General features: G+C 44.0%; 12 protein-coding genes. 7 read left to right on the top strand and 5 right to left on the bottom strand.

What is annotated here, in order from left to right:
- Positions 1 to 19: 19 nt before the first annotated feature.
- Complete coding sequence (locus AC58PQ_RS07775; protein WP_497241395.1) at positions 20 to 1,702, top strand: S-layer homology domain-containing protein; 1,683 nt, start codon at positions 20 to 22, stop codon at positions 1,700 to 1,702.
- A 158-nt stretch (positions 1,703 to 1,860) separates the two neighbouring features.
- Positions 1,861 to 3,435 carry an ABC transporter substrate-binding protein gene (locus tag AC58PQ_RS07770; protein WP_497241394.1) on the top strand — a complete coding sequence of 525 codons (1,575 nt, stop codon included), beginning with the start codon at positions 1,861 to 1,863 and terminating at the stop codon, positions 3,433 to 3,435.
- A 642-nt stretch (positions 3,436 to 4,077) separates the two neighbouring features.
- Here the strand turns inward: AC58PQ_RS07770 and AC58PQ_RS07765 are convergent.
- The 4 genes from AC58PQ_RS07765 to AC58PQ_RS07750 all read right to left on the bottom strand — a co-directional run bounded on the left by AC58PQ_RS07765 (position 4,078) and on the right by AC58PQ_RS07750 (position 6,629).
- The gene (locus AC58PQ_RS07765; protein ID WP_497241393.1) at positions 4,078 to 4,668 is read right to left on the bottom strand and encodes an MATE family efflux transporter; all 591 of its coding nucleotides are present in this window, start codon (positions 4,666 to 4,668) and stop codon (positions 4,078 to 4,080) included.
- A gap of 8 nt (positions 4,669 to 4,676) precedes the next feature.
- A complete protein-coding gene (locus AC58PQ_RS07760) occupies positions 4,677 to 4,814 on the bottom strand; it encodes a hypothetical protein (protein ID WP_497241392.1) in 138 nt (45 codons plus the stop codon).
- A gap of 177 nt (positions 4,815 to 4,991) precedes the next feature.
- Complete coding sequence (locus AC58PQ_RS07755; protein ID WP_497241391.1) at positions 4,992 to 5,867, bottom strand: sugar phosphate isomerase/epimerase family protein; 876 nt, start codon at positions 5,865 to 5,867, stop codon at positions 4,992 to 4,994.
- 18 nt (positions 5,868 to 5,885) lie between these two features.
- On the bottom strand, positions 5,886 to 6,629 hold the full coding sequence (locus AC58PQ_RS07750; protein ID WP_497241390.1) for a phytanoyl-CoA dioxygenase family protein: 744 nt from the start codon (positions 6,627 to 6,629) through the stop codon (positions 5,886 to 5,888).
- Between the two features lie 152 nt (positions 6,630 to 6,781).
- Between AC58PQ_RS07750 and AC58PQ_RS07745 the strand changes: the two genes are divergently transcribed.
- The 3 genes from AC58PQ_RS07745 (at position 6,782) to AC58PQ_RS07735 (ending at position 9,616) form a co-directional block, all read left to right on the top strand.
- Positions 6,782 to 7,603 carry a helix-turn-helix domain-containing protein gene (locus tag AC58PQ_RS07745; RefSeq protein WP_497241389.1) on the top strand — a complete coding sequence of 274 codons (822 nt, stop codon included), beginning with the start codon at positions 6,782 to 6,784 and terminating at the stop codon, positions 7,601 to 7,603.
- A gap of 1,001 nt (positions 7,604 to 8,604) precedes the next feature.
- On the top strand, positions 8,605 to 9,141 hold the full coding sequence (locus AC58PQ_RS07740; RefSeq protein WP_497241388.1) for a DUF4926 domain-containing protein: 537 nt from the start codon (positions 8,605 to 8,607) through the stop codon (positions 9,139 to 9,141).
- A 178-nt stretch (positions 9,142 to 9,319) separates the two neighbouring features.
- Positions 9,320 to 9,616 carry a hypothetical protein gene (locus AC58PQ_RS07735; protein ID WP_497241387.1) on the top strand — a complete coding sequence of 99 codons (297 nt, stop codon included), beginning with the start codon at positions 9,320 to 9,322 and terminating at the stop codon, positions 9,614 to 9,616.
- Between the two features lie 151 nt (positions 9,617 to 9,767).
- Here AC58PQ_RS07735 and AC58PQ_RS07730 read toward each other — a convergent pair whose 3' ends face one another.
- On the bottom strand, positions 9,768 to 11,510 hold the full coding sequence (locus AC58PQ_RS07730) for an S-layer homology domain-containing protein (protein ID WP_497241386.1): 1,743 nt from the start codon (positions 11,508 to 11,510) through the stop codon (positions 9,768 to 9,770).
- A 164-nt stretch (positions 11,511 to 11,674) separates the two neighbouring features.
- Between AC58PQ_RS07730 and AC58PQ_RS07725 the strand changes: the two genes are divergently transcribed.
- Together AC58PQ_RS07725 and AC58PQ_RS07720 are read left to right on the top strand one after the other, a co-directional pair.
- Positions 11,675 to 12,073 (top strand): hypothetical protein, encoded by a 399-nt coding sequence (locus tag AC58PQ_RS07725; protein ID WP_497241385.1) that lies wholly within the window; start codon positions 11,675 to 11,677, stop codon positions 12,071 to 12,073.
- A 398-nt stretch (positions 12,074 to 12,471) separates the two neighbouring features.
- The gene (locus AC58PQ_RS07720; protein ID WP_497241384.1) at positions 12,472 to 16,689 is read left to right on the top strand and encodes an S-layer homology domain-containing protein; all 4,218 of its coding nucleotides are present in this window, start codon (positions 12,472 to 12,474) and stop codon (positions 16,687 to 16,689) included.
- The last annotated feature ends 51 nt before the right edge of the window (positions 16,690 to 16,740 follow it).

The following is a 16,740-nucleotide window of genomic DNA, read 5'->3' as shown; positions in this document are numbered from 1 at the left end:
AGAAAGGATGACTTATCCGATGAAGAAAACACTGCTCGCATGTATGCTGGCATTCCTTTTAATTGTGACTACATTCCCCCAAAATGTCATTCATGCAGACGCAGGCCCGCAGTTTCTATTGACCATCTCTAACGAAAGCACTGCGGCAGGTGACAGCTTTCAAGTAACGGTGAATGGGAAGCAGTTAAGCGACATGTATGCGTATGAGGTTAATCTGACATACGATGCTAGCAAGATCAGGTTTATAAGCGGTGACAGCCAAAGCGGTGGCTATGCAATAAAACCTATTGTGGACGGGAACAACATTCAAATTGCACATACGCAATTTGGAAATACGCCTGGTCAAAACGGCAACGCGAAATTGGCCGAAATAACCTTTAGCGCAGTGGTGGAAGGAACGGCCAATATTGTGCTGAAAAGCGTGAAATTGGTGAATTCACAGCTAGATGCTGACCTTATTTCAGTCAATGGGAAAGTATCAGCCCATATACAGCCTGCAACCTCTACGGGAGGCGGCAAAGGCGAAACGAAATCAGAGTCGATCATCCTCAAACCTGCAGTGAAGGTTGACGCTGCTTCTAAAGTTGTAATGTCCACCGTTGATGCTGCTGCATGGGAACAAGCTCAAAAACAAGCCGAATCTGATCCAAGTGGAAAAGGAACAATCAGCCTTGAAATTCCGCAAACAGCCGATGCAACGACCTATATGCAACAGATACCTTCAAATTTAATGTCAAGCGATAAGAAACAATATCAAATTGAAATTAGAACACCTATCGCTTCTATTGTTATTCCAAGCAATATGTTCCGAGAAGGTGATTTGACGGATAGCCAGACAGAGCTGCTTATCTCTCGAGCAGACATCAGCAAGCTAGACGCAAGCGTGCAGAATAAAGTCGGATCTCATCCGGTAATTGAACTCACCGTTCAATCCGGCGGTCAAACCATTGCCTTCAATAACCCGAAAGCCCCCGTAATCGTGAGCGTACCATATTCTCCTACAAGCGAGGAACAGCTTAATCCAGAGCATATCGTCGTCTGGTATATAGATGGACAAGGCAACATTCATACGGTACCGAACGGCAAGTATGATGCAGCCACAGGTCAAGTTACGTTCTCGACTACACACTTCAGCACGTATGCGATTGCGTTCGTTCAAAAATCATTCGATGATATCTCTTCCGTGGACTGGGCGAAGCATTCGATTGAAGTTTTGGCATCCAAAGGAATTATTAATGGTACGACAGACAGCGAATTTAGTCCGTTGCAGCAAGTAACTCGAGCCGATTTTCTATTGCTGTTATTGCGTACGCTTCATTTGCAAGGGCCTTTGGGCGATCGATTTGCAGATGTTAACGAGGGCGAGTATTATGACGAAGCAGTAAGAACTGCCAGAGGCTTAGGAATTGCGGATGGAAGTGGAAATAACCTGTTCCAACCTGAGGCTTCCATTACAAGAGAGGATATGATGGTGCTGACGGAAAAGGCGCTTAGAATAAGCGGGCAGCTGGCAATCGATGCTTCGGAAGCCGAACTTGGCACATTTACGGATACTCCAGAAATTTCGAATTACGCTGCAAACAGTATCGCTGCTCTTGTCAAGTCAGGGTTAATCAACGGCTACGACAACAAACTTCACCCGAAAGGAACAACGACTCGGGCGGAAGCGGCGCAACTCATGTATAATATTTATAACTATTAAGCCAAGATTGGAATACCTATAGAAACTCAAATTAGGTGTTTTACTGTATTTTTTCTGTATTCAGATCGTTCGTATTCGACTTATGATAGGAGTATCAAATCATTGCTGTCATGAAAAGAAAATGGCTTGCGGAATTCAAAACATATGGAGGTCACACAATGAATAAATCAAAGAAAATGAAACGTTCGCTTGTTATGCTAAGTATTGGTATTTCCGTCGCAATTACGGGGTGCAGCACACCGAAGGCTGAACCAACGGCTTCAGCTCCTGCACCGAGTACGGCGGCAGCACAAACAGCTCAACCAACAGCAGCCCCATTAGCGCCAGTTGAATTATCCTACTATTTCCCAGCGGGGCCTCAGAAAGATATGCAGACCGTAGAAGATGCTCTGAATAAGCTCGTTAAGCCGAAAATCAATGCAACGGTTAAACTTAAGGGCGTTGATTGGGGCGTTTACGAAGAAAAAATGAAAGTCAGCATGGCTTCTGGTGAACCCTACGATCTCGTTTGGACAGCGGCAGGTTTTAACAACTACTTTCAAAATGTGGCGAATGGAGCATATGCGCCATTGGATGAATTGATTGCCAAATATCCAGATATGAAGAAAGGGATTCCAGATATGTTCTGGAATGCAGTGAAGGTGAAAGGGAAAACGTATGGTGTGCCCGTCTTCCAACAATCAACAGCTGGTTACGGTTATATCATTCAGAAAGCAGTAGCGGATAAGTACAAACTAGATTGGAAATCTGTGACCAAGTTATCGGACTTGACGCCATTCTTGGAAACGGTAAAGAAGAACGAGCCTAATCTGATACCTTGGGCATATTCTCAACCGGCCGATCCATTCCTTACGGCTCCGCCGATGTTCGGACTTGAAACTTTAGGCGATTCGAAGACGCCAGGGGATTTGTATCTCAAAGATGGAAGTAAGGTTGTCAATCAATACGAAACGCCAGAATTCAAAGCGTATATCACGATGATGAGAGACTGGTTCACGAAAGGATATTTACGGAAAGACGCAGCTACCTTGAAAGATAATACGGCAGATAGCAAAGCTGGAAAGAGCGCCCTAGCTATAGGCCAGATCGATATTGACTCCGTGGCCTTTGCTGCAGCTGGCATGGATGCGCCAGGAAGGATGTCTTACGCCAATCCAGATACCAAATCATACGACTTCCAATTCGTGAAGCCGCTTCTGACAACGGATAAAGCTGCAGCCACCATAACGGCGATCTCTGCGAATTCGCCAAACAAAGAAAGAGCGATGATGCTCCTCAATCTGCTTAACACCGACAAAGAAATTTACAACACACTGGTTTGGGGCGTTGAAGGTAAGCATTACAAGAAAGTCGCGGATAACCGAATCGAAGCGATCAAAGACAGCGGCTTCCAAATGAGTTCTCCTTGGGAATTTGGCAATATGTCACTCACTTATTTGTCAGAGGGTGACCCAAAAGGAAACGATCAGAAGTTTACGCAAATGTGGGTAGATCTCAATAAAAATGCAACACCTTCCAATGCGTTAGGTTTCGTATTTGACTTTACACCGGTTAAAGCAGAGAAGGCCAACGTTGACGCTGCCATCGATGAACTTTATTATGCAATCTCCACCGGTTCCGTAGACCCTGAGAAATATTTGCCGCAATTCTTGGAGAAGTTGAAAAAAGCAGGCTCCGATAAAATTATTGCTGAGAAGCAAAAGCAATTGGATGCTTGGAAAGCGACTAAGTAAGAAACTAAACCCAAAGTAATCATGCACTTTAGTAACTGGGGAACTTTGCATGTAATCCTATTCGTAGTGAATACATGAAAAAAGTTCCCCCTTTTGACTCATTATTTGCGAGATAACTGCCTTCTTCAAGAAGAGCGGTTATTTCCGTTTGTGTGGGGAATGTCATTTGAAAATTCAATTATAAGTTCCTCTATTCCGTGTTTGTTCATCTTTTTGGAGATATGTCCAGACTTTGGAGTTCAAGTTGTTCAAAAATCTGTGTTTTTCATTTTTGTTCTTCTATGCAGTTAATTGAAATTCGGATTAAGATATGTCTAGCCCACCTAATCACATGGTAAGAAGCGTAAAATAGATCCCACTTACCGGTGTGTTTGTTTTTTATGGAAATAATTTGAAAGGATGGATATCTTACATTTTTATGGCGTTGCTTAAGTTAAAGAATACTTACTTCAAATGTTGAAATTTAAAGGAGTGTTTATGGACTATGCAAACCAAATTAAGATTTTTATCAATTATTCTAAGCTTATGTTATTTCATAACAGTATCGCTTCCAACCTATGTTACGGCAGCGATGGCACCGGGTACTTCTCCAGGAAATCTTGCGCTCTTGGCCTGAAAGCCTGGTGCTGCTGGTCGTCAAAACTAGGACATGTCCTCTCTGCTCACCAACACTTTCTTCTCCCATGCTCTGCTTCTCCAGCGGAATAATAACACAATTCCTCTAATTGCTTCGTCCATGATGAACACGCACCACATACCTACCAACCCGTACCCCAAATGCACGCCTATCCAATAAGTTAGCGGGACACACAGCCCCAATATGACACACATGCCCATTAGGAGTATAAATCTCGCGTCACCCGCAGCTCGAAGAGATTCGCCTATTACAATGTTTAAACAGCGTACTGGCTCTAGGAGAAAACCATACGTCAGTAAAATAGCCCCCAATGTAATAATTTCTACGTTGTCCGTAAACATTCCGATTAACTGTTTTCTGAACAAAACGGTTAAAGTGACCGCTGTAAGTGAAAGTAATAAACTAAGCAGCAAGCTGCGAAATAACTGCTTGTAAGCTTCTTCCTTTTCACCTGCACCGATTAGTCGTCCAATGATGATTTGAGTTCCCCGTCCTAAGGAAATGGCCAGGACCATGATGAACGTCATTATATTTTGTGTATAAATCCGAGTGGAAAGCATCTCAGCACCCAGCTGAGTGATAAAATATGTCGTCATAAGCTGGCTTACCGAATATACAAGCTGACCCCCAGCTGTTGGAATCCCACTTGCGTATCCGAGGTACGCATAAACATAAGAAGTGACGATTCAATAAATAAAGGCCATGTAATGGCAAACAAACCTAGTTTCTTCGGATTCGTCATGGGGAAGAACTCCTTCGATACTGCTCGATATGGATCTCCTCTTTATCTTGGGGTATGGCGAAAACGTTTTCATTGCATAACTTGAGCAAATGTTTGCTTATATTGACTCCGATTGTGGCATAAGAAGTATGAAGCCAGTAGAACTGCCACAGGCAAAGCCTGTGGCAGTTCTACTGGCTATTTATTTGCTGTGGACACTTCAAGCGTTACTTCGTTCCATATGGTTTCAGCTATTTCTTTGAATAAAAGTGCTTGCTTCCAACGATCGGAGGCCTCCAACTCTCGCCCAGAAGCATCCCGATACGTCATGGCATAGTTGCCGGGAGGTCCCAGCTCCGTTACGAAAGGTAAAGCAGCGCCGGGGCGAGCGTTGGCGATCCAGTTCTGCATCCCCTTTCGCCACCATCTCTTGAAATGGCTGAGCATCGGGTGATCACCTTCCGCGCCTACATCGATTTGTACTTTCTCACCATCGGATACTCTGGCATGAATGCAAGTCGTCTGCAGGAGCAGTCGATTGAATAGTACCTCGGCGTTATCTGAGGTGCCGTTCATTTCTCCTGCAACGACATAATGTGAAAGATCGATAGTCAGCGGCAAATGGGGGATCGAATTGCAATAACCAACCGTTCGAATTAAATCCTGTGTGACGGTCCCACGGTGTGTCTCGATATAAACTGGCAGGGCAGCCTTTTCAGAAGCAGCCAAAATCCCCTCGAGCAATCGAACAGCTTCGTTATCAACGACGAATGCGTCCATAACTTGCGCGTTGATATAAGAAACACGGCCAAAGGCTTTTGCAGCATCCAGTGTATCTACGATATCCTTCACGTTACGCGGAAAGGCTAAGGCACTAAACCCTAGCTTGTAGTTATCCAGAAGCCGATGCCAATCGTCCATGTCTTGTTTGGCGGGAATCCAACCGCATATGCTAGTATAACCGGCTTCTGCGATTTTTTCGAATCGTTCTTCCGTCGACCATTCTTTGCCATTAGTGCCTAGTCCGCCCATTGCCCACCAGGACTGCTGCATATCCAAACGAAAATTATTCATCTTTATCTTCTCCTTTTGCTAGTACAATGGGTATTTCTGACGCAGATCCTCGCGGAACAGGATATTGGAGTCTTCTCGAATATAGTGACACACATAGGATCGGCGCCAGCGTTCCTTACTGCGGTTCTTCGTGGAGGAGTGAATGAGCAGCTCGCTGAAAAATAAAATGTCGCCCTTTTCCATGATAACTGGAATCTGGTTACTGGTATCGATTCCCTCGGTTTCCTCGGTCCAATGTTCGTGTTCTTCGAGATTTTTGACGGCACCATGAGGCAGCAGGCCTAGTTTATGCGTGCCGGGCATCACCCATAAGCAGCCATTCTCTTTGTCTACGCTTTCTTCCATGGCCGTCCAAGCTGCAATCATGGTCATAGGATCGTTCTTAATATAATAGTAGTCTTGATGGGCTGCTTGTCCTGGCGATCCAGGCTCTTTATAAAAGTACATACTTTGTACGCATACCGCTTCCTTGCCCATCAGTTGGGCTAATACGCCTCGAACAATGGTGTGCTTCATCAATTGACGAGAAAAACTGTCGTGTTTATGCGGATTGAACAAGCGAAGCGAGAACTTTTTACTTTCTTCACAGTCGGCCCATTGGGGAACAGACTCTTGGTGGCGGATATCATATATGTGTCCGTTAAAGGCATCAACTAAATCGTCACTCATACCTTTTTTAAATAGGAAATATCCGTTTTCTTTGAAAAACTCAATTTGTTCCTGCGTAAGCGGTGTTATAGGTGATGTGAATGTCGTATTCATGGCGCACACTCCTTATGTTTCATACTGTTTGTTCCTTCTCCTTTAGATTACGACGATTAGGATCTATCGACAATGGCTGAGGTTAACGAATATGTATCTGCAATTGATATTTATTGGTTTGAGAGTATACTATATGGAAAGGGGGGATTCGTATGCGGGAAGCGGATGGCACGATCATCTCATACAATATGATAAAATCAGTAACAGCTGGCTCCATTGTATATCCGCCTGGAGGCCGATTTGGTCCGCGCATCCAGCAGGATATTCAGCTTGTTATGCTATATTCCGGAGAAATGGATGTATCCATAGGTGATCGAACGATTCATGTCAAGCCAGGACATCTCATTATGTTAATGCCTGGGCATGAGGAATATTTTACATTTTCCAAAACAGAGGATACCTGGCATCGCTGGATCGCCGTTCATGTGCTCGATTTGGACAGAGAAGTCCTTGAGCAGCTTTCCGCACTGCCTGAGTGTCTTCCGTTGTCTGAGAATATGAATCGTCTCTTAGATCTGATGCTGCGGATAGAACAGCAAACAGCTGCTACCGCCCCTTTGCTGATCAGCTTGGGACTTGCCGCTTTGCAGTTGTATCCCTCAGAATCCAAAGATGCATTGCAAAAGCAAGAAAAGCATCCTGCTGTATATGCTGCGATTTCCTGGATATCCGAGAATTTCGCGAATGAGTTTACGCTGAATGAATTGGCAGAGTTTGTAGGCGTATCTTCCGAGCACTTAGTTCGCTTGTTCAGACAACACGAGCATACGACGCCGATTCAGTACGTATGGCGTTATCGCGTGAGCCAAGCCGTGGGACTGCTGACCAATACGGGCCTCAGCATTACCGAGATTGCGTATCGTTGCGGCTTCAAGACCTCACATCACTTCGCTCGTCTAGTCAAAAAGACGACAGGGCAAACCGCATCGGAGCTTAGGCAGCTATCGTGGAGTGGGCTTCGAGGCAGGTCATGACGGACTTTTGTTGGGGAGATGGACAATGAACATAACGAAGCTCATTGGTTTACTAGCTTCAGCTGCTTCGATGATACTTTGGATGATATGTATTTTTTACAATCCATACACGCATGAGCGTGCTGACAATGACGTTTTGTTAAATACTTTATTTACGCTTTTTATTCCAGCTTGTGTAGCATTATTAGCGTCCGTTATTAAAAAGCATTCCCTTATGTTTATTGCATTTGTGTGTTCACTTCCGATAAGCCTGTATATGGCCATGACCCCGGGTATTTTTAAATGGTTTGGAATTACTTCATTTCTGTACCTTGTATCGGGTATTTTGATGATTAGGGAAAAGAGGTCTCGAGTAATAGGCTAGCCGGGACTAAAATCCGTTGAGCTAAGGAGAGAACTATAGTGAAAAAACAAATGCTGCCACATTGGCAGCATTTGTTCGAGTAAAGGGAATGCCACTCCAGCCAATGGAGTGGTTTCTTTGGATAGAACTTCTCATTTATTTCATTACACTGGATAAGATAATACGTCTTATTCGCAAATTTTACACACTCCTTCAAGTGCATCAACATTATTCTCTTCATAACAATCTACCATCTTTCGTGTATAAAATTGCTCTTTTAAAATCACTTTGAAAAGTGCTTGTATTACCCAGATACCAGCCAAACCACACCAATTATGATACGCTAATTATTCTATAAAAAGGGGTTTTGTGGTTGGTTCACGAATACTTAAAATTAAATTTTTTAGTAAAGTTCGAATTCACGTGAACATTCATAAAGAAAAATCACAATACTCTGTCGAAGAAATCATATTTCATGTAGATAATTTCCTGCCAAGTCAAAACTGCGAAGGTGCAGCTCTTGGTAATTTCTCTATTATTGCACATATTTGCTACTATAGATCTGATCTCGAAAAATCATTAATGAAAATTGCAGTTAAACCTTTATATTATCTAGGAATATCAGATCCAGAAAATGAAATTAAATGGGTTCAGGCATATGTTAGTAGAGGTAATATACAGTCAAGAGGTGAGATTACTGAAGCAATTTGATGTAGTAAGAATTACGAAAGATCATCATGAATATGAACTCCAAAAGGGGCAATCAGGAACAATTGTAGAGATTTATGATAAAAACAATTTTGAAATTGAAATATGCGATGAAAATGGCATTACACTTTTCTTAGGTACATTATCAAGAGAATGGCTTGAAACTGATGAGGAGCGAGAGAAACGTCAATGCAGGAGAACTGGTTCTACTGTTGGCGTCATTGCCTCCTTAACTTATATCGTGATAATAGCCTGTTTTGCTAACGGAATTGGAACATTTAATTTGTATTTTATGTTACTACCTTCTTTACTTGGATTGCTCGGTTCACTTTTAACCAAGCCACTGTTAAATATACTAGCGATGGTATGGTTAGTTCCGGCTAGCCTTTATTTTACTTTCGGTCCGTTTACATTTTTCTTACATCTTGCAGCAATTATTTTTATGCTAATAGGAAAAAGGACTACGCAAAAAAGTAGTTTAGTTTAATCCAAACGACTTCATATTCTAAAATATGGTGGTGACTGATCTGCGAATTTGGGCATATTTTATTTTTTTAACGATCTGTGTACTTGGAATTACAACGAATACTGAAGCCACAACCTATCCTTCGGATCGAGTGTTGTGGAACGACAACATCTACGACACGCTGAAAGAAATAGTTCCTTTGGATCAAATTGGACAACAAATTGGCGAAGTAAAACGCAATGTTCATCCAATGCCGAAAAGAAACGGAGATTCTAATACCATTCCTGTTGGAACGAAATTATTTGAGATAAAAGGGATGAGTACGAAAGAAGCGATTGCCGTTCAAAGAGGCGTAGAATATAACAAAGCTTTAAATCATGGTGAGTTTACAAGTGAAGAGACTTCTGTAACAATGCGGTATTTAAATATTCTACTTACGGTTTTTGTTATTCTAGGTTTGGTTTCTTTTATGATTCGTCGGTTTCGTAAAAGGTAAATCATTCAACAGTGACATCGTTGCGTGGTTCACATGGACCGATTCAATCGTCATAGCCGAGATCATGCGCCGCGGCGATATATTAAAAAAGGCTGCCATAATCGGCAGCCTCTTCGCGTAAGCGTGAATTCAACACATTCAACTCAATTTATTATTCTCCCTTAACATTGTTCAATAACTCAGGAATAACCCAACCTTGAATCAATTCCAGCATATCCTGTTTAGCGCTATCCTTCTGCCCGATTACAATCCCGCTCAGCGTATACTCTATTCTGCTATCTGGCTCTCCTGGCATTGGTCGGAGTAGGGTGACCACATACATCGTATGCTGCTTGCGTTCGGGATCATCTACAAATGTAAACTGTCTCTCAACCATTGAAGCGGGTCCGTGCGGAGTTGAGATCGCCTCCTTCGAGACCTCAACATCGTCCGGTTGTCGTACAATTACTGCGCCCTTTCTTTCAATGGACATGTAGGCTTGCAGGGATACATTTTTGTAGGTTACCGGCTTACCGTCTTCCAGAAGATATTGTCCTTCCGGGGTGACAACATATTGGGTTGATTTTGCATTGGGATCGGCTTTGGTAATAAAATTCACTTGAATGCCTGATATCGACGTATGGATATAAACGTCCATCGATGAAAGTGAGAGATGGCTCGATCTGTTGTAATCAAGTTCGGGGTCCCCTCTCCTAAGATCCCAATCTTGAACTTGGGATTGGTCATGTACGAGAATCTTCATCTCGTCCACTAAGGAATTACTGATCAGCATACCTTCATTCTCACCAAGAATACTGATCAAGGAGTTTCGAAGTTTGTTGATGTAATAGTCATCGAATTGCGTGGTCTTCATCTGGTTTCCCCATAAGCGGGAAATGTACAACTTCATCGTATTATTCTGGGAATGATCCAGCTCCTCGAAAACCTCAAATTCGAATGGTTTGTTGAAATAGGGCAGACCCGTTGACTGTAAACTCATATCGTACGTACCAAACGTGATTGAGACGGCAGCATTTCCTTTTCGACTATAGCTCAAGTTCAATTTCTCCCGATCTGGATCATACAAGCTGTTCGCGATGGAATAGACATAATCATTTATATGCGGATTGTATTTCTCTTTAAGGCGGACTCTATAAGCCGGATCATCGGGACCCATTGTATTATTGGTGAACACCACATTTCCGTTCTCAACTTCGTATGTAAAATAAAGGACGGGACCAGACTGTCCTTTGCTGGTCTGATATCCCTTCAGCTTCTCGCCTGGGAGGCTGGTTAGCTCTGAGGGATCCGAAGGGGTTTTCGGTCGTACTTGCACCGTTGTCCAACCTTTTTCTTGAAGCCCTTTGACGAAAGTCAACGCTTCAGCTCGGGTCAAGTTCTCTTCCCCTCGATACGCATACACCGTAATTCCAGAGTAATCTTCACTGATTTTCCCTTGAGCATAGCCCATCTGGAGCAAATACCTTACAGCATCTTGACCTGTGTAATGTTTGCCATCTGCACCCGACACCAACTCGGCAACCTTTGTCCTGCTAATAGGCTTGTCCCGCTCTTCAATCTGATTGGCTCCTCTAACAGGCAAGTTATAACTCTGTGCAGTCTCGTAGTAGGGGGAGGACCATGCTACTTCGGGATCCATGTTCTGTTGCGCACCAAAGCTTCTAAGAAACAAAGTCACAAACTCCGCTTCCGACATAGTCCGGTCAGGCTGGAACGTCTTGTCGTCGTAACCGTCTATTAATGCTCGCTCTGCTCCCCACATAATGGCTGTTTCTGCCCAATGGCCTGCTGTATCCGTAAACTCGGCATTAGCTTCACCAGCCTTCATTCCAGATGAAACTAGTAGGCATAGTCCAAAACCTAGAGTTAATCGGAGTGCTGTTCTCTTACTCATCAGAATCCATCCTTAGTAAGTTTATAGTAAATAAAGGGAAATATAATCTATTAAACTGTATTTCATTCTTCTAACTAAATAAAGAATTATTTTTAATGGTTCTTTGTATCCAATCAAACCTAGAACGACTGTAAAGTAACGACTATTCCTTTAGAGGTGAGATCATGAATTCGAAGTTTTTCTACATTATATTGACTTTAATAATAATCTTTTCAGGTTGTTCTTCAGCTCCACAAACCGAGAGTCGTAAAAATGAATTGGAGTACGGTAAAACAGTACGTGTAACTTTGGCTTGGAATGACATTATTTATGAGTTGGTTACCGAGTCTGTACCAATCGATAAGATTGATAAAGAAATAGGGGTAGTGAATAATCAAGTAAGTCCGTACCCAACCTATAATGGTGAGGTGGGTAGAAATACACCTGAAGGACCTATGATAATCCGTAATGGTGGAGGCAAATTATACGCAATAAAAGGCGTAAGTCAGCAAGAACAAATAGCTTTTGAACTCTCAAAAGATGAATACAAAAAGTGCAACTTTTTCACTAAGTTACTAGAATAGGAATAATTATGTGAAAGTTTATAATAACTTGGCGAACAAGCGGTAGATATCCTGAATACAAGAAGAAAGTCAATCAAGAGCATCTTAACCGGGACCCGATTCTGGTGGATGCTCTTTTACTTGTAATCATAGGTGTCTTTATATTGTATTCTGCACAAATTGCCCTATTATACAGGCTTTATTACAAAAATGTTAAGAAATGATTATATCTGTTATTCTCCGAAATTGATTTAATGTAGCTATACATATTAGCACTCTAAATAAATAGGGGCGGGAATTGTGGGGAAATGAAAACCACTTTCCCACAGTACAGGATAGAGGCTAAAGGTAAATGCTTTAGGTTTTAACAACAGGAGGAAATCTAAATGAAGAAGAAAGCTAATATTTTTTACAGTTTCATGCTCTCACTGGCTCTGTTGGTTGGATTATTTCCAGCAATGCCTGTTCATGCGGTGGGCGGCTATTCTATGGCGCCGCAAAACTTATCCGTACCTCCATTAGCATTTGATGAATCAAAAATTGTACTTATCTGGGAGAAGCCGGACGACTATTACGAGAGTACAGAAAAAATCGTGGACTATGAGGTATTCCAGGATGGAATCAGCCTCGGACTTGCCAGCGATAATTTTAAAAAGAATTATTCCTATGTTAGTGCGTATATGGACGCATTTTACGAGAAATTAGACGCGAATCATCATCGGATCAGCAACCTTTCCTTTATGGCGACCGGTCTGGAACCCGAGACGATGTATGAATTTAAGGTGCGGGCCGTTTACGCCGACACTACAAAGTCTGACCTTAGTGCGCCGCTTATCTTTTCAACCGCGTCTACACCTATCGTAATCGACGCCGCTGACCATGGCGCAACCTATATTACCGATAAGTCTGGCGACAATACAATTCGTCGCGCAAACAATAATGCAACGGTTATTAAAAAAATCGAAGACAACACCGCCGCGATTCAGGCTGCGATCGACGTCACCCCTGCGGGCGGCAAGGCTGTATTGAAGGGAAGCGGAAACAATGCGGCGCCTTGGTATTATACAAGTGGATCATTGTTTCTACACAGCAATATGACCTTCGAAATTGAAGAGGGGGCTGTGCTGCTCGGTTCTCCTGTTTTTGACCACTATCCGCGCAGCCTTCTGGTCTATCCTTATTCACAGGATATCCGGACATATGGCCTGTTGAATGCTATATCCTGGGACCATGGCTCCTTGGAGAACATTCGCATCGTCGGTAAGGGCGCAATTGACGGTAACGGATGGAAGAATACCACCTCCGGAAGCGGCTTACAGAACAAAACGGCGGTGGATCCAACTCCAGGCTTCGATGATCCTTCCGGAAATGGTTGGAGATTGCCGAACTACCAGGCAGGCAGCAACTCCACTGTTGATAATAATAGCGCATCTGATTCCGCCGCGGTAAGAGGCATCCTCGCTGCTGATGCGATGTGGCAGTCGCGTCAGGATCAAACACCGAATGCCGGTACCTCGCAATTCTACAATGCCCGCCCCAACCTGACGGTAGCGCGCGGCGTGCATGGTCTGTATTACGAGGGGCTCACCTTCTATAATCCAGCATTCCACGGAATTGTCAACTATCAGTCCGAGCAGATTGCTGTGAACGGCGTTGTTACAATGATGTTCGACGCCAACAACGGCGACGGTGTCGAGTTTGGCGACAGCCTTGATCTTATGGTCATGAACAGCTTTTGGGATACCGGCGACGACGCCATCAACTTTGCAGCCGGTCAGGGCACGGCAGTACGCAATTTGACTGACAAAGTGGCAAGCGGAGAGGGCAGAATTTTCAATAACTTTGTGCGTAACGGCCATGGCGGCCTGTTGGCGATGGGTAGCCATACCGGCGGCTGGATCGGCGATATGGTCGCGGAAGAGAATGTCTATAATACGAGCGAAACAGGAAGTAATGGCGTCTTGCGTATGAAATCCGGCGCTACTACCGGCGGAGGTATCCGCAATATTGTCGTGCGCGACAATGCGGTCAATTATATGCTCAGTGGAAACAACGGTACGATTGTGATTGACACATCCTACAGCGACGGCAACGCCAGCACAGCCTTCGGCCCGGAAAGCGAGCTTCCGCTGACCTTCGAAAACATTTTAGTACGCAATATGACGGTGTCAAACTCTATCGTACCGCTGATTAACACAGCGGCACCCGGCAGCTCCGCCTATGCTAAAAGCCCAGTGCTGCGCAATTTCACGTTCGAAGATATCAAGATCTTTTCTTACTTAGGAGCAAACGCTGGTACGATTGCGATAAATGGCATGTCGGATGTTACCTTTCGCAACATTACAGGTCTTCAAAGATCCATTTCCACCACCAACAGCAAGAACGTCACGATCGAGAATTGCGTTGGGACCACAAACCGCAGGCCGGATGCGTTGAATGGAAGTGGCGCACTCACCGTGACGGCCAATACTTATAAGGTCACTTTAGATTGGCCCGCCATCGAAAATGCGACGCAGTACGTCGTTTTGGTTGATATGCAGGATGGTCATGGCTATCAGCAAAAAGAGATTGTAATGAGTTCTGGATCGGTGTCGGAATCCACGGAAATTGCGTTGCGCCCAAATACCTCTTACAAAGTTGCGGTCCGAACGGAGACGACAGGTGCAAACGCTTCGATTGGCGAACTGCTGGAGAACTTGGTAACTACGGGTGATGCAACGCTTGGTGCATCCACAATCTCGACTGCATCGCCGGATTTTAAAGTTAAAGCTCCAGACATTACGGGCATTTCCTGGCAGGATTTCGCTTGGAATGCCGTTACCGATGCTGTCTACGGCGTGCATTATTACGAGTTAACGGCAACGCCGCAAGATCCCAAATACGCTACCCGCACATTCAAAGCCTATTTTGACAATTCCAGCCGGAAAGGTTACTCGCTGTGGGGGTTGGAAGATGGCGTGACATATGATGTTAGGATGAAGGCCGTCAACTGGATTGGACAGGAAGGGCCTGTGGCAGGTCCGATTACGATCACCACCGTTCCCGGCACCTTAATGCAGCTTCCGCAGTGGGCTCCCGATAGCAATCTAACCGTCAGCGGCGGTAGGTGGATTGGGGAAGATATGACCCTCACATGGAACGAAAACGACGTAACGGATTATTCCAATGGCGATACCGCGCGATTTGCCGGCTACCGCATCATGATTAACGGCGTGCCGGTGGACGGTGGAGCAGTTCAAACAAACGCGAAACCAACCGTTCAACCGGGTCAAAATACTTATGTGCTTTCAACTGCCGGATTTCTTCCCAATATTCCTTATACAATCTCTGTGGAAGCGGGAAGTGTGATTCTGAAATATGCGTCCGGCGCAGGCGGACTTGGCGGCTCCACAGGCTTTACCGGTAAAAATAATACCGAACTACCTCGGAACCAGGTGGCCATTGGAAAATGGACCGGGCACGGGCCGAGCGTAACGCACACATTATTATCAGGACCAGCCTCTGATGCCAGTGTTACAAGTGTAACTGTCGCTGGAGTAGCGGCCACCGTTTCTGGCAGCGATAATACTGTCTATAACGTAGTACTTCCGCACGATACAGTATTAGCGAACCTTACAGCCTCTGATATCGTGGTAACTACCACTGATGTTCATACAACTGTAGGTACTGCCACGACAACCGATGGGGGTAAAACCTGGAATGTAGTAGTAACCGCAGAAGACGATGCAACTGAGGTATCCTATACCATCAACGTATCGGTAGAAGCAACACCGGTAGCTCCAACTATCGGAAGTAGCAGTACCTCTACAAGTTATTCCGTGTCGATAGGTGCCAAGGCGGAAAACGGTTCGGTTTCTTATGACAAAACCCAAGCAACTGCCGGAACCAAGATTGCCATTACCGTTACACCCGATAAGGGCTATAAGTTGGATGATATTAAGGTATTCGATCAAAACGGTAAGGAAGTAAAAATCACTAAAAATGCAGACGGCACCTATAGCTTTATCATGCCTGTAGGCGGGGCTAAAGTTGAGCCTACATTTATTAAGGAAAAAGAAGTAGGAATTCCGGGGACTGCAGAATCTATCAAAAAATTCATCGATATAAAAGAAGATGATTGGTTCTATGATGGTATAAAATTTGTGAGCGAAAAAGGGCTTATGATAGGAACATCCGAGAACAGCTTCAGCCCAAATCAAAATACCAGCAGAGCCATGATAGTAACTATTCTTTATAGACTGGAAGGAAATCCGTCAGCTTTAGAAAGCAGCTTTACAGATGTTAAGACAGACACATGGTTTAGTGACGCCGTTGCATGGGCTTCATCAAACAACGTTATAAGTGGCTATGGAAATGGGCTCTTCGGACCGAATGATGACATTACAAGAGAACAACTATGCACTATACTATACAATTATGCAAAGCATAAAGGATATGACATTTCTAGTGCCAAGAACGTGGATGCCTTTACTGACGGAAATAAAGTATCAAGTTGGGCTAAAGAACCCATGGAGTGGGCAATAGGCTCAGGGCTAATCAGCGGCTATGGAAATAATATTCTTGCTCCGACAGATACAGCAACCAGGGCACAATTATCCATTATCATCCAAAGGTTCATTGAAAAGGTTGTAAAATAAAATATAAAAAAAATAATAATAAGCAGCTGACTTTGAGGAGTCAGCTGCTTA

Source organism: Paenibacillus sp. J22P143 (assembly GCF_059692035.1).
The sequence above is the reverse complement of the archived record's forward strand: the minus strand, read 5'-3'. Positions and strand labels throughout refer to the sequence as shown.